The sequence below is a fragment of the Helicobacter sp. 12S02232-10 genome (genome assembly GCF_002272895.1).
GTDB lineage: Bacteria > Campylobacterota > Campylobacteria > Campylobacterales > Helicobacteraceae > Helicobacter_J.
Window position 1 is genome coordinate 228,739 of the sequence record NZ_MLAQ01000001.1, and the last position, 21,973, is coordinate 250,711.

Annotated in this window: 20 protein-coding genes and 1 tRNA gene; 13 read left to right on the forward strand and 8 right to left on the reverse strand. The window is 34.6% G+C overall.

What is annotated here, in order from left to right; all coding sequences use genetic code 11:
* Positions 1–25 precede the first annotated feature (25 nt).
* From BKH41_RS01165 to BKH41_RS01185, 5 genes are read left to right on the forward strand one after another with little or no spacing between them, the layout of a single operon-like run.
* Positions 26–721, forward strand: a complete 696-nt coding sequence (locus tag BKH41_RS01165) for a CoA transferase subunit A (RefSeq protein ID WP_095296587.1) — start codon at positions 26–28, stop codon at positions 719–721.
* Positions 722–1,357: a 3-oxoacid CoA-transferase subunit B gene (locus BKH41_RS01170; protein WP_095296588.1), complete on the forward strand. Its 636-nt coding sequence runs from the start codon at positions 722–724 to the stop codon at positions 1,355–1,357.
* Positions 1,358–1,402: 45 nt separating this feature from the next.
* Positions 1,403–2,725 carry a TIGR00366 family protein gene (locus BKH41_RS01175; RefSeq protein WP_095296589.1) on the forward strand — a complete coding sequence of 441 codons (1,323 nt, stop codon included), beginning with the start codon at positions 1,403–1,405 and terminating at the stop codon, positions 2,723–2,725.
* 9 nt (positions 2,726–2,734) lie between these two features.
* Positions 2,735–3,505, forward strand: coding sequence for a 3-hydroxybutyrate dehydrogenase (locus BKH41_RS01180; protein WP_095296590.1), 771 nt, complete (start codon positions 2,735–2,737; stop codon positions 3,503–3,505).
* 22 nt (positions 3,506–3,527) lie between these two features.
* Positions 3,528–4,811, forward strand: coding sequence for a GntP family permease (locus tag BKH41_RS01185; protein WP_095296591.1), 1,284 nt, complete (start codon positions 3,528–3,530; stop codon positions 4,809–4,811).
* A gap of 325 nt (positions 4,812–5,136) precedes the next feature.
* Here the strand turns inward: BKH41_RS01185 and BKH41_RS01190 are convergent, their stop codons facing one another.
* Complete coding sequence (locus tag BKH41_RS01190; protein ID WP_095296592.1) at positions 5,137–5,499, reverse strand: rhodanese-like domain-containing protein; 363 nt, start codon at positions 5,497–5,499, stop codon at positions 5,137–5,139.
* Positions 5,500–5,605: 106 nt separating this feature from the next.
* Between BKH41_RS01190 and BKH41_RS01195 the strand changes: the two genes are divergently transcribed.
* The 6 genes from BKH41_RS01195 (at position 5,606) to purU (ending at position 12,754) form a co-directional block, all read left to right on the forward strand.
* Complete coding sequence (locus BKH41_RS01195) at positions 5,606–8,455, forward strand: FAD-binding and (Fe-S)-binding domain-containing protein (RefSeq protein ID WP_095296593.1); 2,850 nt, start codon at positions 5,606–5,608, stop codon at positions 8,453–8,455.
* Entirely contained in the window at positions 8,452–9,141 is a 690-nt protein-coding gene (locus BKH41_RS01200; protein ID WP_095296594.1) for a di-trans,poly-cis-decaprenylcistransferase, read from the forward strand. Before BKH41_RS01195 ends, BKH41_RS01200 begins: the two co-directional genes overlap by 4 nt.
* Before the next feature lie 65 nt (positions 9,142–9,206).
* Positions 9,207–9,911, forward strand: coding sequence for an ABC transporter ATP-binding protein (locus BKH41_RS01205; protein ID WP_095296595.1), 705 nt, complete (start codon positions 9,207–9,209; stop codon positions 9,909–9,911).
* Positions 9,908–10,708 carry a hypothetical protein gene (locus BKH41_RS01210; protein ID WP_095296596.1) on the forward strand — a complete coding sequence of 267 codons (801 nt, stop codon included), beginning with the start codon at positions 9,908–9,910 and terminating at the stop codon, positions 10,706–10,708. Before BKH41_RS01205 ends, BKH41_RS01210 begins: the two co-directional genes overlap by 4 nt.
* Positions 10,709–11,047: 339 nt before the next feature.
* Positions 11,048–11,914 carry a signal peptide peptidase SppA gene (gene sppA / locus BKH41_RS01220; protein ID WP_095296598.1) on the forward strand — a complete coding sequence of 289 codons (867 nt, stop codon included), beginning with the start codon at positions 11,048–11,050 and terminating at the stop codon, positions 11,912–11,914.
* 9 nt (positions 11,915–11,923) lie between these two features.
* Positions 11,924–12,754 (forward strand): formyltetrahydrofolate deformylase, encoded by an 831-nt coding sequence (gene purU / locus BKH41_RS01225; protein ID WP_095296599.1) that lies wholly within the window; start codon positions 11,924–11,926, stop codon positions 12,752–12,754.
* Positions 12,755–12,818: 64 nt separating this feature from the next.
* Here purU and BKH41_RS01230 read toward each other — a convergent pair.
* From BKH41_RS01230 to BKH41_RS01260, 7 genes are all read right to left on the reverse strand, one after another.
* Positions 12,819–12,894 (reverse strand) — tRNA-Ala (locus BKH41_RS01230).
* Between the two features lie 42 nt (positions 12,895–12,936).
* A complete protein-coding gene (locus BKH41_RS01235; protein ID WP_180762686.1) occupies positions 12,937–13,635 on the reverse strand; it encodes a 1-acylglycerol-3-phosphate O-acyltransferase in 699 nt (232 codons plus the stop codon).
* Positions 13,622–14,719: an SH3 domain-containing protein gene (locus BKH41_RS01240; RefSeq protein WP_257875360.1), complete on the reverse strand. Its 1,098-nt coding sequence runs from the start codon at positions 14,717–14,719 to the stop codon at positions 13,622–13,624. Before BKH41_RS01240 ends, BKH41_RS01235 begins: the two co-directional genes overlap by 14 nt.
* Positions 14,720–14,728: 9 nt before the next feature.
* Positions 14,729–15,382: a phosphoribosylformylglycinamidine synthase subunit PurQ gene (gene purQ / locus BKH41_RS01245; protein ID WP_095296671.1), complete on the reverse strand. Its 654-nt coding sequence runs from the start codon at positions 15,380–15,382 to the stop codon at positions 14,729–14,731.
* Between the two features lies 1 nt (position 15,383).
* The gene (gene purS / locus BKH41_RS01250; protein ID WP_095296600.1) at positions 15,384–15,629 is read right to left on the reverse strand and encodes a phosphoribosylformylglycinamidine synthase subunit PurS; all 246 of its coding nucleotides are present in this window, start codon (positions 15,627–15,629) and stop codon (positions 15,384–15,386) included.
* Positions 15,630–15,644: 15 nt separating this feature from the next.
* Positions 15,645–16,355, reverse strand: a complete 711-nt coding sequence (gene purC / locus BKH41_RS01255; RefSeq protein WP_095296601.1) for a phosphoribosylaminoimidazolesuccinocarboxamide synthase — start codon at positions 16,353–16,355, stop codon at positions 15,645–15,647.
* Entirely contained in the window at positions 16,352–17,713 is a 1,362-nt protein-coding gene (locus tag BKH41_RS01260) for a S41 family peptidase (protein ID WP_095296602.1), read from the reverse strand. The genes purC and BKH41_RS01260 overlap by 4 nt, the downstream gene beginning before the upstream one ends.
* A gap of 202 nt (positions 17,714–17,915) precedes the next feature.
* On the opposite strand from BKH41_RS01260, the gene BKH41_RS01265 reads away from it, so the two are divergent.
* Together BKH41_RS01265 and BKH41_RS01270 are read left to right on the forward strand one after the other, a co-directional pair.
* The gene (locus tag BKH41_RS01265; RefSeq protein ID WP_095296603.1) at positions 17,916–20,489 is read left to right on the forward strand and encodes an AAA family ATPase; all 2,574 of its coding nucleotides are present in this window, start codon (positions 17,916–17,918) and stop codon (positions 20,487–20,489) included.
* Positions 20,490–20,666: 177 nt separating this feature from the next.
* Positions 20,667–21,971 carry an NCS2 family permease gene (locus BKH41_RS01270; RefSeq protein ID WP_180762687.1) on the forward strand — a complete coding sequence of 435 codons (1,305 nt, stop codon included), beginning with the start codon at positions 20,667–20,669 and terminating at the stop codon, positions 21,969–21,971.
* The last annotated feature ends 2 nt before the right edge of the window (positions 21,972–21,973 follow it).

Consider the following 21,973-nt stretch of genomic DNA (forward strand, 5'->3'; position numbering starts at 1 on the left):
AATAAATCTATCAAAAGGAAAAATAATGAGTAAAGTTATTCACTCTCTCTCAGAAGCTTTCAAAACTCTAAAAGATGGGGATACACTATTGGTCGGAGGTTTTGGATTATGTGGAATACCCGAAAAATGTATTCAAGAAATTAAAAATAGAGGGACTAAAAATCTCACCATCGTAAGCAATAATTGCGGTATCGATGATTTTGGTCTTGGTATTTTGCTCGCAAACAGACAAATTAAAAAAATCATTGCTTCTTATGTTGGAGAAAATAAAACCTTTGAGGCTCAATTTATCAATGGCGAAATTGAAGTTGTCCTAACACCTCAAGGCACACTGGCAGAACAACTCAGAGCAGGAGGAGCAGGAATCCCTGCGTTTTACACTCCTGCAGGCGTAGGCACTTTGGTCGCACAAGGCAAAGAAACAAGAGAATTCAATGGTAAAAAATATCTTTTAGAACACGCAATTACTGGAGATTTTGGAATTATTAAAGCTCAAAAAGCTGACACTTATGGGAACTTGATTTTTAACAAAACTGCTAGAAATTTCAATCCCTTATGTGCAACTGCAGGAAAAATTACCATAGCCGAAGTTGAAGAAATTGTCGAACTTGGAGAGCTTAAACCTGATGAAATTCATTTGAGCGGAATTTATGTGCAACATATTTATCAAGGTCAAAATTACGAAAAACGAATCGAAAAAATTACTACAAGGGAGGCTTAAATGTCTGCTAGAGAACTTATTATTAAACGTGCTGCTAAAGAAGTCAAAAGCAATATGAATATCAATCTGGGAATCGGGATGCCCACTTTGGTGGCAAATAATTTGCCTCAAGGGGTTAAAAATGTGATGTTTCAATCAGAAAACGGTATGCTTGGTATCGGACCCTACCCGCTTGCAAACGAAGTAGATCCTGATCTAATCAATGCAGGGAAAGAAACTGTAACCTCTATAAAAGGTGCAAGTTATTTTAACAGTGCTGAATCTTTTGGAATGATTCGAGGCGGACATATTGACTTAGCAATCTTAGGGGGTATGGAGGTTTCTGAAAATGGGGATTTAGCTAATTGGATGATTCCTAAAAAACTTGTTAAAGGAATGGGTGGCGCAATGGATCTAGTTCATGGAGCTAAAAAAGTTGTCGTCATTATGGAACACACCAATAAAAATGGAGAAAGCAAAGTTAAGCCTAAATGTGATTTGCCTCTTACAGGTTGTGGTGTCGTCAATTTATTGATTACCGATCTTGGAGTTTTTGAATTTATAGATTATGAAATGAGGCTCATCGAACTCCAAGAAGGCGTAAATCTTGAAGAGCTTAAAAGCAAAACTTTGGCAAATTTTAAGATTTGTCTTTAAAAACTAGCATTTTGAAAGATTGGAATATTAAATGAAGGGTTTAAGATGATTTCAAAAATTGCAGACAGTATGACAAAAATCGTAGTTAGATATTTGCCTCATCCGTTGATATTTGCGATTTTACTTACTTTCATTATGCTCATCATCAGTATTTTTTTACAACATTCTGTCATAAAAGTCATTCATATATGGGGAGATGGTTTTTTTAACCTTCTAACTTTTTCAATGCAAATGTCTTTGATTATCGTGAGTGGCTATGCTTTAGCAAGTTCAAGTTTAGTTTCTAATCTTTTAAAAAAAACAGCTTCTTTAGTAAAAACTCCACGAATGGCAGCATTTTTTGTCACACTCTTTGGACTCATCGCCTGCAGCATTAATTGGGGTTTTGGCTTGATTGTCGGAGCAATTTTTGCCAAAGAAATGGCAAGACAAGTTAAGGGCTGTGACTACGGCCTCTTGATTGCTTGTGCATATATAGGATTTTTAAGCTGGGGAGCGGGTTTTTCAGGTTCAATGCCATTGCTTGCAGCAACACCTGGTAACCCTGTAGAAAGCATCAGTAATGGCATAATTCCCTTAAGTCAAACTATTTTTACAAGCTATAACGCTTTTGTCTTAATAGGACTCATTGTGGTTATGCCAATTGCAACTTACTATATGCTACCTAAAAACCCTATTCCGATTGATCCCAAACTTTTACAAGAAAAAGTACCCTATCAAGAAATTTCTAAAAACCTAACCAATCCTACTCCTGCTCAAAAACTAGAGAGTAGCAGGATTCTCTCTTTATTTGTCGTGCTTATCGGTATCATTTATCTTGGTGTATATATTTATGAAAATGGTTTTAATTTTACAATCAATACCATCAATTTGATTTTTATCATTTTGGGATTTGTTTTACATAAAACACCAATGGCTTATATGAATGCCGTTACTAAGGCCACTGCAAGCTGTGCAGGCATCATTATTCAATTTCCTTTTTATGCATCCATCGCATTATTAATGGAAAAATCTGGTTTTGGCGAAATTATCACGCAATTTTTTATTCAAATTGCAAATAAGGACTCCTTTGCTCTCACAACTTTTATCAGTTCAGCAATTATTAATTTTGCCGTCCCAAGCGGTGGAGGACATTGGGTTATTCAAGGTCCTTTTATTATCGGGGCGGCAAAAGAAATTGGTGCGGATTTAGGCAAAGCCACAATGGCAATTGCCTATGGAGAGCAATTTGCCAATATGATCCAACCTTTTTGGGCTATTCCAGCTTTGGCAATAGCAGGTCTCGGAGTGAGAGATATTATGGGGTTTTGTGTCACCGCTATGATTATTTCAGCCCCTATCTTTTTGGTCGCATTAATCTTATTTTAAGGAATACGTATGAAAAAAATCGCAATTATAACAGGTAGTGCCGGAGGCATTGGTTTAATAATAGCTAAAAAATTTTTAGCTAACGGATATAGCGTTGTTTTTTCGGATATTAACAAAGAGGGTTTGGAAAAAGCAATCAACGAAGAAAAGCAAAAAGGTTTTGACTGTATCGGTATTAAATGCGATGTCACCAAAGAAGAAGAAATTAAAAATTTAATTTCTCAAGCAATGGAGCATTACGGTCGAATTGATGTTTTGATCAATAATGCAGGATTACAGCACGTAGCCAATATAGAAGATTTTCCAACTGATAAGTTTGAATTTATGATAAAAATAATGCTTACTGCGGCATTTATGGGTACAAAATATGTTTTCCCGATTATGAAAAATCAAAAATTTGGCAGGATTATCAATATGGCCTCTATCAATGGTGTTATAGGGTTTGCCGGAAAATCAGCCTATAATAGCGCTAAACACGGACTTATCGGGCTTACAAAAGTAGTAGCACTAGAGGGTGCAACATATGGAATTACAGCAAATGCAATTTGTCCAGGTTATGTTGATACCCCACTTGTAAGAGGTCAAATGGCTGATTTAGCCAAAACAAGAGGTGTGAGTGTAGAAAAAGTGCTTGATGAAGTTCTTTTCCCACTAATCCCTCAAAAAACGCTTATCGATATTAATGATATTGCTGAACTTGCACTATTTGTGGCTTCTGAACATGCCAAAAATATTACAGGACAAAGTATGATTATTGATGGCGGATACACGGTTCAATAACTAAAATATCAGGAGGTGAAAAATGTTGGGAATTCTTTTAGGACTTATTGTTATTATGGTTTTAGCCTATTTGGGTTGGTCTATTATCTGGGTTGCACCAATTGCAGCAGGAGTCGTCGCTCTAAGCGGAGGACTCGATCTGCTTTCAAGCTATACAGGTCCGTATATGAGTGGATTTGTAGGCTTTGCAAAAGATTGGTTCCCAGTCTTTATGCTTGGAGCAATCTTTGGAAAATTAATGGAAGCTACAAAGATGGCAAATTCTGTGGCTATAATGATTAGTAAAGCTGTCGGTAAAAAACAAGCTATTTTAGGTATATGGCTTGCTTCTGCCATTCTTACCTATGGAGGCGTGAGTCTTTTTGTGGTAGTATTTAGCGTTTATCCTTTAGCAATCTCTCTTTTTAGGGAAGCCGACATTCCTCGAAGATTAATTCCTGGCTCTATCGCCTTGGGTGCTTTCACCTTTACGATGGTGGCACTTCCTGGTACCCCTCAAATCCAAAACCTCATTCCTATTAAGTATTTTCACACTACCGCAATGGCAGCTCCAATAATGGGAATTATCGCTTCAATTATTATGGCTGCGGGCGGGCATTTTTATTTGATCTATCGCGAAAAAAAACTCAAAGCAAATGGAGAGGTTTTTGATGAACCTCAAACAAAAACAATCAAAGAAAAAAATCAAAAAATACCTTCTTTCTTTGTCTCCATTTTGCCTCTGATTGCAGTGGTTCTATCACTCAATCTAGCCAAAATTCCCATTATCCCTTCATTGCTTTTAGGTATTATCCTCATAATGATTTTAAGTTTTAAAGATTTCAAACAATTCATTGCCTCTATCAATGATGGTGCCAATAGTTCGCTGATTGCGATTATCAATACGAGTGCGGCAGTCGGATTTGGAAGTGTGATTAAGATTGTCCCCGGATTTGAACAACTCACGCATTTACTGATGAATATCAAAGGAAGTCCTTTGATATCTGAAGCCATTGCCATCAATATTTTGGCAGGAGCAACAGGTTCAGCAAGTGGCGGGATGGGCATAGCACTAGAGGCACTTGGTGACAAATACTACCAAATTGCCATAGAAAACCATATGAATTTAGAGCTTTTTCACCGAGTTGCCTCAATTTCTTCAGGAGGTCTTGACGTTTTACCCCACAATGGAGCAGTTTTAACACTCCTTGCCGTAACGGGAATGACACATAGAAAAAGCTATTTAGATATTGCTGTTGTAGGTATTATATTGCCCCTAATTTCCTTAGCAGTGGTGATTCTTTTAAGTATGTTAGGATTTGCTTAAAAAGGAAGAAGTGTTGTAAAAACTTGATTTTCATAAATGCCTTTTCAAAAATTATTTTATTCCTAAGGCTTCGCCTTTTAAGGGACAAGGGGGCTTAAATTGAAAAGTTTGCCCCTTATGTCCCTTAACAACGCTGTACCCCCCCCCATCACGCTTTTAAGAAAAAATCAAACCACAATTTTAACTTTTACATTAAAGCATTAGCAGATAAGAATAGGTTTTGGAAATTTGCATTTAAAAAGCGTGTAGTGGGCGATGTTCCGCAAGTTAGAACCCGCCCCCTCCTAAAGAAAAAATTTTAAAAAATAGAGATTTTTGTAAAAAACTATTCTTTCTCATTTACCATTTTGATGCCAAAACTTTCGAAATCTAAAATATTTTCATCAAGATAATAAATATTTTCTAATCCTGCTAGCACAAGCTCACTCCCATAAACTGAAGCAGTATGACCACTATAACAATGCAAAAGGATTTTTTTATCCTCATTTTCTTGAGCAATTTTAGCAATCTTATCCAAATCAACCACATTTAAAGTTCCCTTGATATGCGCTTGGGCGTGATCATAAGGATGTCGTATGTCGATAATTAAATAATCTTCAGGTTGAAATCCATCTAAATATATGGGATTGGCATAGCTTTTATTGTGTTTGCCTAAAAGTTTTTTATTTCTAATTTTTTCTTGATTCATTTTAATCCTCAATCAAATAATCTTTTTGTTATTTTATAATGTTTTGATAAGAACTCTCTCTCAGATTTGGTAAAATTATGAAATTTTTTCAAATCAAGGTATTCCCATAATGCAGGATTATGAATCGTTCAAACAAGAAGCCAAAGAATTTTTAGGAAAAAGGGTTTATGATGATTATTTAAGGAGATTTGTTTATGGCACGGACGCTTCATGCTATCGCTATATTCCCAAACTCATTATTAAAGCTCACAGCGAAAATGAGATTGTAAAAATTTATACTCTCTGTGCAAAATACAACATTCCCCTCACATTTAGGGCTGCAGGCAGTTCTCTTTCAGGACAAGCGTGTTCAGAAAGTGTGCTTGTGATTACATCTCACCATTGGGAAGATATCAATATTTCAAAAAATGCAGAATTGATCAGACTTTCATGTGGCGTGATTGGTTCAAAAGCAAATGAAGCCCTCAAACCCTATGGAAAAAAAATAGGTCCCGACCCTGCTACACTCACAACAGCAATGATTGGAGGAATTTTATCAAACAATTCCAGCGGAATGTGCTGCGGAGTCAAGCAAAACAGCTATAACACGCTTGTCTCTTTGCGTATTATTTTATCTGATGGCACACTATTGGATACATCAGACAAAAAAAGTGTGGAAGAATTTTTAAAAACTCATTCTCATCTCACGGAGGGACTCTTAAAATTAAGGGAAGAAATCTTAGCTGACAAAGAGCTTGAAAAATTGATTAGAAAAAAATATAAAATCAAAAATACCACCGGATATAGTTTGAATGCTTTGGTAGATTTTTCCGATCCAATTGAGATACTCAGTCATCTTTTTATCGGTTCTGAAGGTACCTTAGGCTTTATATCTGCTTGCGAATATGAATGCGTGCAAGATCTACCGCATAAAACCTGTGCGTTATTATTTTACAAAGATATGGAGAAAGCAGCAAAAGTTATCAAAATTCTAGCTGGTTTAAATTCTATCATCTCTGCAGCCGAAGTGATGGATTATGCCTCCCTAAAAAGTGTTCAAAACTTCAAAGGCGTACCTGAAATCATCTTTCAAATCCAACCAAATAACGCTTGCATTTTAATTCAAATAGAAAACAAGGATAAAGAAAATCTTTTAGAAAATGTAAATTTAATTCTTAGTGAAATCTCACACATTCCGACAATTTTACCCATACAAAAAAGTAGCGATGAAAAAATTTACTCTTCTTGGTGGAAAATTCGTAAAGGACTACTTCCAATCGCAGCAAGCACTAGAAGAAAGGGAAGTTGTGTCATCACTGAAGACATTTGTTTTGAAATCGATCATTTTGGAGCAGGTGTGGCAATGATTGAAAATCTCTTTGAAAAATACGGCTTTAAAGACAATGGTATCATTTTTGGCCACGCTCTAAGCGGAAATATTCATTTTATTATCACCCCTATTTTAGACAATAAAACTGAGCGTAAAAATTTTGAAAACCTAATAGAAGAAATGGCTAAAAATGTAGCTGGTTTTGGCGGTTCTATAAAAGCTGAGCACGGAACCGGCAGAATGGTAGCCCCTTTTGTAGAGATTGAATGGGGCAAAAAAGCTTATGAGATCAATAAAAAAATCAAACATCTTTTTGATCCCAAAAATCTCCTTAATCCTGATGTTATTATCTCAAATGATCCCAAAATTCACGTTAAAAATCTAAAAAATGCCACTGAAATAGAAGATTATATAGATACTTGTATGGAATGCGGATTTTGTGAAAAAATTTGTCCCAGCAAAAATCTCACCCTAACCCCAAGACAACGCATCGCTCTCCATAGGGAAATCAAACGTCTTGAAAATAGTGCTCTTGAGGGAAATATCAAAGATATGCAACTCCTCAAAGAGCTTCAAAGGGGTTATAAATATTTTAGCGATGAAACTTGTGCTGCGTGCAATATGTGCGCGACATTATGCCCACTTGAAATTCCGGTGGGTTCTCTTGCCTTAAACTCTAGAAAAGAAAATGCAAAAGGTTTTAGAGAAGTTCTTGCCCAAAAAATCCTAAATCATATGAAAAACACAACATCATTAGCAAGATTTGGTTTAGTTTCTGCAAAAACAACTTCTGATGTATTTGGTGAAAAAACCTTACAAAACTTGAGTTCAAAAATTAGAAATTTTACTTCCATTTTTCCTCAAATTCCAAAAAATCTACCCCAAAAAAATAATTACAAGCTCTCTAACAAACTCGCTTGCAAAGAAAATTCCCAAGTTATTTATTTTACTACCTGCATCAATCGCACTTTTGCACCTTCAAAACATATGCCCGATCAAAAAAGTATTCAAGAAACTTTTGAATCTCTTTGTAAAAAGGCAAATATCAGTGTCATCTATCCTGAAAAAATCCATTCTCTATGTTGCGGCAAAGCCTTTGTAGACTATAAAAAACTTTCAGTTCAAAATACAACCAAAAACTATGCAATGCTCAAAACCCTATCTCAAAATGGAAAAATTCCCATTGTGCTTGACCATACCGCTTGCAGTATGCATCTACTTGAACAATTCAAAGATTCAGAACTTAAAATTTATGACTTAAGTGTCTATATAGATAATTTTTTGATCCCTTATTTGCATTTCGCACCTATTTTAGAAAATATTGGGCTTTACACGATGTGTGCAGGAAAAAAAGCTAATCAAGACAACTTGATGTTCTCTCTAGCTAAACGTTGTACAAAAGGAGAGATTTTTATACATAAAGACACAGGATGTTGTGGTTTTGCCGGGAATAAAGGTTTTTTTACTCCCGAACTTAACGCTGCTGCCTTGGAAGATTTTTCAAAATTTTATTCCGACAAAAATGTAAAACAAGGATTTAGCAGCTCAAGTACTTGCGAAATCGGGTTGAGCGATAAAACAGGATTTTCGTGGCAACACATTGCTTATCTCATAGACTCCTGCACTACCTCAAGGGAGATTTCTTGAGTATATTAAAACATTTAGCAATCATAATGGACGGAAATGGCAGGTGGGCAAAACAAAAAGGTAAAATACGAACTCAAGGACATAAAGAGGGCATCAATACACTCAGAGAAATCACAACTTGGTGTGCAAAAAATAATATTGCTTACTTAACTCTTTATGCTTTTTCAACCGAGAATTGGAATCGTCCAAAAACTGAAGTTGATTTCTTGATGAAATTATTGGAAAAATATCTCATTCAGGAAAAACAAACCTATTTAGAAAACAATATCAGATTCAAAACCATAGGCAATATTGAAGCTTTTAACGAACCGCTCAAGCAGACAATTCAATCTCTTGAAGCAGATACTGCTACAAATTCATCCCTGACACAAATCCTTGCTCTAAACTATGGCTCACGAGATGAAATCAAACGTGCGTGCGAAAAAATCATTCAAACCAAAGCTTATTCCAAAGAATCGGATATGGGCAGTCTCATACAATCCCATTTGGATACAAAAGACATCCCTGATGTTGATTTACTCATACGCACAGGCGGTGAAATGCGACTTTCAAATTTTTTACTTTGGCAGGCAAGTTATGCTGAGCTTTTTTTCCCCCCGATATTGTGGCCGGATTTTACTTCCGATGATCTTGCTAAAATTATTCAAGATTTTAAAAATAGAACCAGAAGATTCGGAGGGCTTTAATATCAAATCAAAATTGTTTGTGATAAGATTCATTCAGCACTAAAATAGAAAAAACGGAAAAAATAATGGAACCTTCGCAAGCTCACTTAGTCTCTATTAATCATTTAAGTAAAAGCTATGGAAATTCACTTGTTTTAGATGATATCACTCTTTCTCTACCAAATAAAAAAATCATCGGACTACTCGGACCAAATGGAGCAGGTAAAACCACTTTTATCAAGATTCTAGCCAACCTTTTGACCCAATATCAAGGAGAAATTCTTATCAATGGACATAAACCCGGAATTGAAAGCAAAAAAGTAACCTCTTATCTTCCTGATGTAAATTTTTTAGATGAGAGTTGGAATGCTTTAAAAGCCGTTGATTTTTATGAAGATTTTTTTAAAGATTTTGAAAAACAAAAGGCTCTTTTCCTATTGGAAAAATTTCAAATTCCTCTGCAAAAAAGATTCAAAATCCTCTCTAAAGGTACAAAAGAAAAACTCCAACTAATCCTAACACTTTCACGAGAAGCCAAACTCTATTTATTTGATGAACCCATTGCAGGAGTGGATCCTTTAGCACGCCAAGAAGTTTTTGATTTGATTTTACAAAACCGTGCTTTGGATTCAAGTGTCATCATTTCAACTCATTTAGTTTATGATGTAGAAAAATACCTTGATTTATGTATTTTTATCAAAAATGGCAAAATCATTCGATTTGGAAATGTAGAAGATGTTCGAAATGGTTTTGGCAATCTTGAAAATGCCTTTAAGGAGATTTTTAAATGAAAAAACTACTTAAATACGATTTTTTAGACAATTATACGGGGATATTTCTCCTCAACGCATTGGTATTTTTCTCCATTATTGGCGTGAGTATTTTCTCAAAACTTGATCTTTATTACAATCTCTATCTGAAAACTTTCGTAATTATTTTTTATTGTGTCCTGTTTATGTCTTTACTCCTTTGGATTGTGCTAATTATATTGGCAATTTTAAATTCAATCAACAAGAAACTTTTTTCTTCTCAAGGTTATCTGACTTTTTGTCTTCCGTTGAGTATTGATATGATTTTAATTTCAAAAATTCTTATCAACTTGTTTTGGATAGTAATCAGCCTAAGTCTGTTCTATGTAGCCCTCTTTATTGGAGCGGTTATCAATCCTCATATGCAAGATATTATCGTTAATATTTATCGATTTTTCTTATCAAATCCACTCAATGCATTTTTGATACATTTAGATATATTTGCCTCCATCGCCTTGTCTTTGATTATGTTTTTATTTGTTTTGAGTCTGCTCAATATAGGAAAAATTAAAAAATATCGCTTTATTGTCGGAGTTTTTATTTATTTGGGCTTACAAGTTTTAATAGGCGTTATTACAAGTATCATTTGGGGTTTATTGCCAAATTTTTATACAAACTATCTCAATCAGTTATCTCTTTATAATTTCTTACAAATTTCTACAAATCAAACTCCGAATATCATTCTTTATATTTTAAATATAAGTATCAATGCAATACAAATTATCATTCTTTATTTTATCATTCGATATCTTATTAAAAATAAACTTGAATTAGAATGAGATTTATCTTCAATTGCTATCGATAAGCCTTTTTACAGGCTTCATTATCTCCATATAAACAATCTTTTTGGAGTTGCTCAAAAGCTTCTATTTTTTCTTTTTCTCTTTGGGTACTTTGATATTTGTCGACAAAATAAAAGGCTAAGCATATGATAATAATGAAAATAAAGTCAAATTTTTTGAATTTAGGGCAAAATTTACAAGCCATTTAAATCCTAATCATTAAAATAATTCGGCAACATAATAGCCCAAATACTTTAAAAAACAAATTTATCAAACAAAAACTAAGCATCTGTTGAATATAATCTCAAAAAAATTTCTAATTTTCAAGGAATAAAAATGATTAAAAAAATTTTTCATCTTTTTACATTACCTCTAGATTTTATCACTAAATATTTCAAAGCACTTGTTTTTTTATTGATTTTAATCATCTTACTAATCACTCTATTACCTCAAGGTTCAGAGATTAAAACCCCAAATTTAGCCAAAATCCATCTTTATGGACATATTATTGAAAGCGAAGACATTCATACCCAGATTGAAAAAATTCTCAAAAATCCCAATATTAAAGGCGCACTTTTATTAATTGACTCACCGGGTGGAGCAATGGCGGCAAGCATAGAGATCAGCGATATGATTCGCGAACTCAAAGAAAAAATGCCTGTTGTCGTGTATGTTCAAGGAGCAATGGCAAGCGGGAGTTATTATGCTGGAATGTATGCCGATAAAATCTATGCCAACCGAGGAGCATTGATTGGCTCAATCGGAGTTATTTTCAGTAGCGTCAATATTGAAGATCTTGCCCATAAAATCGGTATCAAAACACAAGGAGTAGCAGCAGGAAAATATAAAGAAATAGGTATTTTTACACGAGAATGGACGCCGCCAGAAAAAGAATTTCTTCAAGATTTGATCAATGAAGAATATCAAATGTTTATAACTGACGTAGCTGATGCAAGGGGGCTTGAACCTAAAAATGCCAAGGAATATGCCGAAGGTAAAGTATTTACTGCTGCAAAAGCACTTAAATTAGGACTTATTGATACGATAGGCACACAAAATGAAGCCATTGAAACACTCAAAAATCTCTCTCAAGTAGAAAATCCAATCTGGCTCAAAAAAGATAAATTTGAAGCTTATATTGATAAATTTATCAAAACTAGTACTCAAATAGCACTCCAAGCCTTTAGCCAACAATTGCGCTAAAGGAAAAATATGAAACGCATTATACTTATCACTTCACCAGATATGCCCGGACTTGTATTTAAAATCTCTTCAGTTTTACTCCAACACCATCTCAATATCGAACGCAATGATGAATTTGTGGATAAACAAAGCGGACAATTCTTTATGCGCACTCTTGTAAATGGTCAAAGCGATACCAAAAAACTTAAAGAAGACCTGATTGCGTGCCTACCTCAAGAGGCTGACATTAAAGTTTCAGAACAAAAGAAAAAATCTATTATTATTTTATGTACAAAAGAAAACCATTGTTTAGGAGACCTGTTGCTACGATATGACAGCGGGGAACTTGATGCCCAAATCAAGGCTGTCATCAGCAATCATTCCAATCTTGAAGAACTTGTAAAAAAATTTAATATTGATTTTTTTCATATTCCAGCTGAAAATATCTCACGTCAAGAACACGAAAAACTTATCAGTGAAGTTTGCAGCAAATATGAGGTTGATTTTTTAGCATTAGCAAAATATATGCGAATACTATCTCCTTCTTTTGTAGAAAAATACCAAAACAAAATTATCAATATTCATCATAGTTTTCTTCCTGCATTTATTGGAGCCAATCCCTATAAACAAGCTTATGAACGCGGTGTTAAAATCATTGGGGCAACCGCACATTTTGTTAATAACCATTTAGATGAAGGTCCTATTATTGCCCAAGATATTATAAAAATCGACCACACTTATACGTGGCAAGATATGCAGCAAGCTGGCAAAGATGTGGAAAAAAATGTTTTTTCCAAAGCTATCGGATTAGCGCTAAATGATCGAATTTTTATCCACGGAAATAAAACCGTTGTTTTCTGAATTGAAAGCTTAAAGAATTTTAAATTGCTTTGTCTGCGTTATTTTAAGAGTTAATTAATTATTATGGTGGAGCGTAGGGGGTTCGAACCCCTGACCTCGACGCTGCCAGCGTCGCGCTCTCCCAACTGAGCTAACACCCCTTTAAATCAAAAAGGCTATTTTACTATAAATAAAATAAAAATCTAAGCATTCAACTCTTTATAGTGTTTTAGATAAATTTTATGCATTTGGGATTCCAGATGTTCATACCAATCAGTCCCAATTTCAGGTTCAAAAGCTTCCAAAAGCACCATTCTTGCAATGGTATTTGGAGATTCTAATGGTTTGGTGTTGTATATCTTTCTAGTATTGATGAGAACAATAGGTTGTATTTTGAGATTCAATTTTTCAGCCAAGAGTTTTGCACCAGGTTTGAAAGGTAAAAAGTCCTCTTTTCCTCTACTTCTAGTGCCTTCAGGAAAAATAACCAAAGGTCGCGATTGTTCAATTTTCTCTTTGGCTTGTTTTAATAATAAAGCTAAACCTTTCTTATCTTCTCTATCAATAAGTATCATCTCAGGACCTCTAAGAGCATAACCATAAAAAGGTATTTCTCCAAGTTCTTTTTTTGCTACCCAACAAATATTGGATGGATGAAAACCTTCCAAACAAATAATGTCGCTCAGACTCTGATGATTCATCACAACTAATGAAGCACTTTGATCAAATTCTCCAATTTTTTCAAGCTTCAAACCTGTCAAAGAAAAAAAGAATCGACACCATTTTCTATAATGCCTCGCATTATTCTTCTTCTTAGTAAAAAAAATAAAGCAGACAATAAGTGCCAACCCTATTGCGATTACCAAAGTCGCATAAATAGCCCTTAATTTACTGGATATCATTTTTTTTCACCCACCCTATTCTGTCATCTGCAGTAACGATTTTATAATATTTTGCATGCTTACCAATGATCTCAACCTGAATATTTTTTTTTGTAGTTTCAAGCACGGTGGAATTATGGGTTGGTAAAATACGAATCTGTTTATTTGCAAGTAAAATCGCCTGATGTCGAGACAAAACATTCCAAAGCAAATAAACTAAAAGTAGCCCTAAGATAATCAAAAAAATCTTTTTTCTTCCAAATACGAAATAAAATACCAAAGATAATACCATCAAACCAATTAGAATCAAATTAGAAAAAAGTAAAAAATTATTTTTTGGCTTAATGTCATCTTGAGTACTGACGACGTCATCAACAGGAACAATAGGTAAAGAAATATCTTTAAATCGATTTTCGATTAAAGAAAAATATTCAAAAGAAATATCTTGGACATTTTTAGGAACAATGCAATAATAAATTCCATCTGAATATTCTAGTCCAAAATGTGTGCTTTCAAAACCCTGTTTGTCAATATCAGGAAGTTTTAAATCTTCTAAATTAGCATTCTTGGCCTCAACTTCAAAAACTAAAATATTATTTGAAGCATCATACGTCTTGGCTTTATATCCTGTAATTCGAAACTCATCTCCAACCACGCCGACATATTTTTGATTCTGATATAAATCAATAATATTAAGATTAATAGAAGGAGCACTTGAAGAATCAGTATAATTCCCATCGCTTGAAACTGCAATTACCTTTAAAGAAGGAATAAAAGCATCTGTAGATTTGATTTTATACCGATAAACTGCTTTATAAGAACCATCGCTTGAAAGCTTCCATTGTGTGTTTGGATTCCTTAAAATCAATTTATTTGTATTGATACCCCCGACAAATTCAGTACCTGAAAATCTAGCATTAGAAAATAAAAGCAGACTATAGGTGACAGGAATCGTTTCTCCGACATAAACAGGCTTGCTAAAATAATCTTGCGAATCAGAAATTTTAACATAGACAATCTTTGCCCTATTATCAGAATCCTCAGCGTGCAAAATACCTGAAGTCAAGAAAATAAAATAAATAAAAATATTTAAAATGTTTTTCATTGAATTATCCTAAAGTAGCGAACGCAACATTGCTAAGCCATCAGATCCACCCAAAATTGGCTCTATAGCTCGTTCGGGATGAGGCATTAAACCAAAAATATTTTTTTCTTTATTACAAATACCTGCTATAGAATACACCGACCCATTTGGATTGCCAACATATCGAAGCAAAATCTGATCATTTTCTTTCAAAGATTTTAATGTATCGCTATCAGCATAATAACTTCCATCAGCGTGTGCTATGGGAAGAGAAATAATTTCTTTGTGTTTATAATTTGATAAAAATCTGTTATTAACTCCTGTAACTTCAAGTTTTTGAGTTTTGGAGATAAAACAAAGCCCTTCATTTCTCTTTAATACACCTGGCAAAAGCCCTGATTCAGTCAAAATCTGAAAACCATTGCAAATGCCTAAAACAAGCCCTCCGTTAGCAGCATATGAAATCACATCTTTCATAATTGGAGCAAATCGAGCAATTGCCCCACTTCTTAGATAATCCCCATAACTGAAGCCACCTGGAATAACCACAAGGTCAGTTTCAGATGGCAAATTTTTCTGCTTATGCCAAACAATAACACTTTTTACACCTAAAATATTACTATAAGCATATTGCATATCCCGTTCGCAATTTGTGCCCGGAAATTGCAGTATTGCAACCATTATGTTATTTTTCCTCACAATGAATTGAATAATTTTCTATTACGCTGTTTGCCAAAAGCTCTTGAGCCATTTTTTCAGCCTCTTGAAAAGCTTTTTGTTTGTCTTGATGATCAAACTCAAGAGATATTTTTTTACTCAATCTCAAATTCTTGATATCTGAAAAACCTAGTGCTTTCAATGCCTGAGCAATCGCTTTGGCTTGAGGATCCAAAACGCCATCTTTAAGACTTACATTTACTTCAATGACCATTATTACCTACTCTTTCTAAGCCATAATACGATTGAGAACTTCTTGATAGGCAAGTTTAAGATTACCTAAATCCTGTCTGAATCTATCCTTATCAAGTTTCTCATTCGTATCCTTATCCCAAAACCTGCAACTATCTGGGCTGATTTCATCAGCAAGTACGATGTTTCCCTCAGTATCCCTACCAAATTCAAGCTTGAAGTCAATCAATTTAAGATTTTTAGAATCAAAAAAATCTTTCAAAACAGAATTAATTTGCTTTGCTTGTGATCTTAAAAAGTCTAATTCCTCACAATTCTGAATAATGCCAAGCAATTTACAATGATCATCATTGATAATAGGATCCCCCAAAGCATCATCTTTATAATAAAATTCCACAAGCGCGAAAGGCAATATAGTACCTTCTTTTATCCCTAAACGCTTAGTTAAAGAACCTGTTGCCACATTTCTTGTTACAACCTCAATAGGGATAATTTTGACCTGCTTGCATAAAATATTTTGAGAATCTATTCTTTTAATGTAATGTGTTTTGAAGCCTTTTTTTTCAAGCATTTCAAACAGGAAGGAACTGATTTTGCAATTCAACTCCCCTTTTCCACTCTCACTTCCTTTTTTTTCTGCATTAAAAGCGGTTAAATCATCTTTAAATTCTGCGATTAAAATACCTTTTTTTTCAGTACTGTAAAGCTTTTTTCCCTTACCCTCATAAAGCATTTTTATTTTATTCATTTTCCTGCCTCATTTTTGCTTGGAGTTTTAATGATATTCCAAGCTTTTAAAGCATCAATAGCAGACTTTAACTGGATATCGCTATTAATATCTGTTTGAGTGATAGTTTTTTGCTCTTCTGTTTTTTTGACTTCATTCTTTTTATTATCATTCTTTTTATTTTCGGTTTTTTTGCCGACTTTTTCAAGCTCGCTTTCAAGATGATTTCTAAGATCTGCTTCTTTAATCTCAAAACTACTTTCATTTTGAGGAACTGCACCCGGATGAACGACAATATCAGGTTTAATTCCTACAGCTTGAATGGTTCTACCACTCGGGAGATAATATTTGGCTGTAGTAAGCTTAATTGCTTCATTTTTATCAATGGGAAGTACCACTTGAACACTCCCTTTTCCAAAAGTTTCTTCGCCGATAATCAAAGCACGATCGTGATCTTGAAGTGCTCCTGAAACGATCTCACTTGCGCTCGCAGTTCCACCATTTACAAGCACAACAATGGGCAGAGAAGGATAAGGAGCTTTGCCATTCGCTTTGTATTCAAGATTTTCTTCTTTAATCTTGCCTTTTTGAGAAACAATCAACCCTTTTTTGATGAACAAATTCGATAAATCAACCGCTTGATTGAGAAGTCCTCCAGGATTATTTCTTAAATCTAAAACAATCCCTTTTATTTCGCCGGCTTTTTTTAATTCATTTACAACGCTTTCAGTCACATTTTTATCAAAAGAATTTACCCTTACATATAAATATTTTGTCCCATCTATTTTCCTAGCATGAACAGACTTAACTCTTATAATATCACGAACAATCGTAAATTCAAGTGGTTTAGTTTCGGTTTTTCTGACAATAGTAAGTTTTAAAGAAGTCTTTGGTTTCCCTCTCATAATATTCACAGCATCATCTATAGTCATATTTAATGTGCTTTCATCATTAATTTTTAAAATCACATCTCCTGCTTTGAGACCAGCTTTAGAAGCAGGCGTATCATCTAAAGGAGCAATCACCGTCAAAGCCCCATCCTTCATCCCAACAGTAATTCCCAAACCTCCAAATTCTCCATCAGTTTGAGCTTTTAAGTCTTTAAATTTTTTTTCTGTCAAATATGCAGAATGAGCATCTAAATTTGATAAAAGACCTTCAATAGCCTTATCTACAATTTCATTGATACTCACATTATCGACATAATAAGCTTCAATTGTATTAATCACTTTAGTAAGCTTGTTGTATGCATCAATTCTTTGCTGTTTTGTTTCAACACTCTTGCTATTGTCGTTATTTTCTTTAGCATAAAGTCCATTAAAAACTAAAGAGACCCCCAAAAATGATGCGATTATGCCCGACATAAAGTATTTATTCATCCTGATCACCTGCTGAAAATTTATTTTTATAAAGCCTGAATTTTATCCAAAAATTTATTATTTTGGTCAAATAAATATCTATTTAGCTCTAATTTAAAAAGTTTTAGCATAAATCAATAAAATAAATTGACATTATTAGACTAAACTTATATAATGGTCAGTGTATAAATATATTGAAATTCAATGTAATAAGGAGCTTTATATGAACCTATTCGAAAAAATGACTCACCAACTCAAAGAAACCCTTGATCAGGGAGTTTCTTTAGCTCTCTATGGGAAAAATCAAGAAATTGATACCATCCATATCATTTGGGCAATGCTCACAAATACTCAATCTATTTTAAATCAAGCACTCAATAAAATGAACATAGATAAAATAGCCCTTGAGCTTGAAGCCAAAAGCATTGCAGAAAAACTTCCCAAGAGTTCAAGCGTTTCCAAAGAAAATATTACTTTAAGCAAAAATCTCCAAGATGCGATTCATCAAGCTGAAAGCATAAGTGTCAAAAATGGAGACAAATACATTGCTGTAGATACATTTATCATTGCCAATATCAAATCAGAAAGCTTTATTCAAGTTTTTGGAAAATATATGGATTTAAATGAGCTTAAAAAAACTTTGGAAAGCATACGAGGGGGCGCAAAAATTCAGAGTGAAAATGACGATTCCAATTTAGAGTCTCTTGAAAAATTTGGGATCGATTTGACAAAAAAAGCCTTGGAAAATACACTTGATCCTGTCATCGGGAGAGATGAAGAGATTTCAAGAATGATGCAAATTCTGATTAGAAAAACCAAAAATAATCCAATCCTTTTAGGAGAGCCTGGTGTAGGGAAAACTGCCGTTGTAGAGGGACTTGCTCAAAGAATAGTCAAAAAGGAAGTACCCACATCACTACAAAATAAACGTGTCGTTGCCTTGGATATGAGTTCCTTGGTAGCAGGGGCAAAATACAGAGGCGAATTTGAAGAAAGATTAAAAAAAGTAATTGAAGAAGTTAAAAAAGCTGGAAATATTATCCTTTTCATTGATGAAATTCACACCATCGTAGGAGCAGGAGCATCTGAGGGAAGTATGGATGCAGCCAATATTTTAAAACCTGCCTTAGCACGTGGCGAACTCCATACAATCGGAGCAACAACACTCAAAGAATACCGCAAATATTTTGAAAAAGACGCTGCACTTACTAGGAGATTTCAACCTGTTATACTCAATGAACCCAACATCAATGAAGCGCTTCAAATTCTCCGCGGTTTGAAAGAAAAACTTGAAGCCCATCACAACGTCAATATCACTGATTCTGCACTTGTAGCTGCTGCAAAGCTCTCAAATCGCTACATTACCGATAGATTTTTACCTGATAAAGCGATTGATCTCATTGATGAGGGTGCAGCAGAACTCAAAATGCAGATTGAATCTGAACCAACAGAACTTTCTAATATCAAAAGACAAATCCAGCGCCTTGAAGTCGAAAAACAGGCTTTAAATATGGAAAAAAAGGATAGCAACAAAGCAAGAATTGAAGAAATACAAAAAGAACTCAGCGATGCCAATGAGGAAAAAATACGTTTGGAAGCACAATTTGAGAATGAAAAATCCATATTTAAAGAAATAGCCCAAATCAAAAGCGACATTGATGCATTAAAAAGAGAATCAGAATTGGCAAAACGAAATGGGGATTACAATAAGGCTGCTGAAATTGACTACAGCAAAATCCCTCAAAAAGAGACCAAAGAAAAAGAACTCAATGAAAAATGGGACAAAATGCAAGAAAACGGCACTCTACTCAAAAATGCAGTGACTGAAGAAAGTATAGCAGGCATTGTGAGTAGATGGACACAAATCCCAATTCAAAAAATGCTCCAAGGCGAAAAAGAAAAAATTCTAGGCGTGGAGGACGAACTTAGAAAAACAGTAGTCGGACAAGATAAAGCGCTAAAAGCCATATCAAGAGCCATCAAAAGAAACAAAGCTGGCTTAAGCGAAAACAACAGACCTATAGGAAGTTTCTTGTTCTTAGGACCTACAGGGGTTGGCAAAACCCAAAGCGCAAAATCTTTGGCTCAATTTCTCTTTGACAGCGATAAAAATTTGATTCGAATTGATATGAGTGAATATATGGAAAAGCATGCTGCCAGCAGACTTGTAGGAGCTCCTCCGGGATATGTCGGATATGAAGAGGGTGGCCAGCTCACTGAGGCAGTGCGCAGGAAGCCCTATTCCGTAGTCTTATTTGATGAAATTGAAAAAGCCCATCCTGATGTTTTTAACATATTACTCCAAGTGTTAGATGATGGTCGCCTAACAGACAACAAAGGGGTTACCATAGATTTTAGAAATACTATTATCATCCTTACAAGTAACATTGCCAGCGATAAAATTATGGAAATTAAAGATGAAAAAGAAAGGGAAAATGCCGTTAATGAAGCGCTCAAAAAATACTTTAAACCAGAGTTTTTGAATCGTCTTGATGACATTGTGATCTTTAACCCCTTAGATATGGCAGGCATAGTTCAAATCGTGGATATTATGTTTGAAAGTATCGCAAAAAAAGTTTCTGAAAAAGGAATAACACTCAAACTCACTCAAAACGCAAAAGAATTGATTGCAAAAGTAGGCTTTGATCCGGTATATGGAGCCAGACCACTTAAAAGAGCTTTATATGAAGAAGTTGAAGATAGACTTGCTGAGCTTATTTTAGAAGATAAGGTTAAAGAAGGAAATAGTGTAACTTTTGATGTGAAAAATGAGCAGGTTATTCCTCAAATCAGTTAAGTTCCCTCAAACCAAACAAGCATAAATTGTAAAAAAAGGGGGGGGGGGGATCTTATCAATAAGATCCAAATAGTCCATAAGTCTTTCAATTATAATTAAATAAAAATCATTTTATGTATTTTTATAAACAAATACTCTACAATTCTTTATTTTATTTTTAATATCATTGGAGACATAATGGGTTTTTTGGATAAATATTTTCAGCTCACTCAAAATCGCACAAATATAAAAACCGAAGCTTTGGCAGGTTTTACGATATTTTTGACAATGCTCTACATTATTCCTGTAGGTTCGCAAATCCTTTCTGAAGCGGGTATGCCAAAAAACGAACTCATTACCGCAATTTCCTTAGTCACTGCTTTAGCAACCCTGCTTACAGGAATATGGGCAAATACTCCGGTTGCAATGAGCGTAGGAATGGGATTAAATGCCTATTTTACCTATGGACTCGTGCAAGGTATGGGGCTTAGTTGGCAACAGGCTTTGGGAGCAGTTTTTTTATCAGGCATTATTTTTTTAATTATTTCTTTTACTAAGCTTAGGGTTTGGATCATACAAAGCATACCCAAAGATCTCAGATTTGCTTTATGTGCAGGACTTGGTGCTTTTATCGCAACCATTGGCTTCAAATCTTTAGGTTTTATTACGATCACTCCATCTGGTCTAATGACTTTAGGCACCCTTTCCTCTCCTCAGATTTTAATCGGCATATTCGGCGTACTTTTGATGCTCTTATTACATAACCTTAAGGTTCAGGGGGCTTTTATTATCGGAATTTTGATCTGCAGTCTAATTGCTTGGGTATCAGGACTAGCCTCAATGCCTTCAAAAATCATTTCTACCCCTTCTTCAATCTCTGGCATAGCAATGCAATTTGATCTTGCAGGTATCTTTAGTATTGCACTAATTCCGGCTATTATCGCCCTTTTAATTACAGATTTGTTTGATTCCTTAGGAACTCTTGCAGGTGTCGGGGCAAAAGCCAAAATGTTTCAAGATACAAGCGGAAAAGATAAAAAACTTGAAAAAACCTTGCAGGTAGATGCTGCTGCTACAACCGCAGGAGCAATGTTTGGTCTCTCTACGACAACAGCATTTTTAGAAAGCTCTGCAGGCGTTGCTTCCGGAGGTCGAACAGGATTAACAGCTATTTTTTGCGCATTTTTCTTTGCGCTGACTTTATTTTTTCTACCCATTTTCAATGCTATCCCAGATTATGCAATTTATCCAACGTTGATTGTTGTAGGAGCTTTGATGTTTTCTGAAATTAGACATATTGATTTTGAAGATTTTCCCATTGCAAGCGCAAGTTTTTTTACGATTATCCTAATGCCTCTTAGTTCTTCCATCACTACAGGGCTTGCAAGCGGTTTTATTGTCTATGTCTTGATGTGCGGATTCAAAAAACAATGGCACAGAATCAATCTAGGAATTATTATTTTATTTTTAATCAGCTTGATACCGTTTCTATTCCAAAATTAATG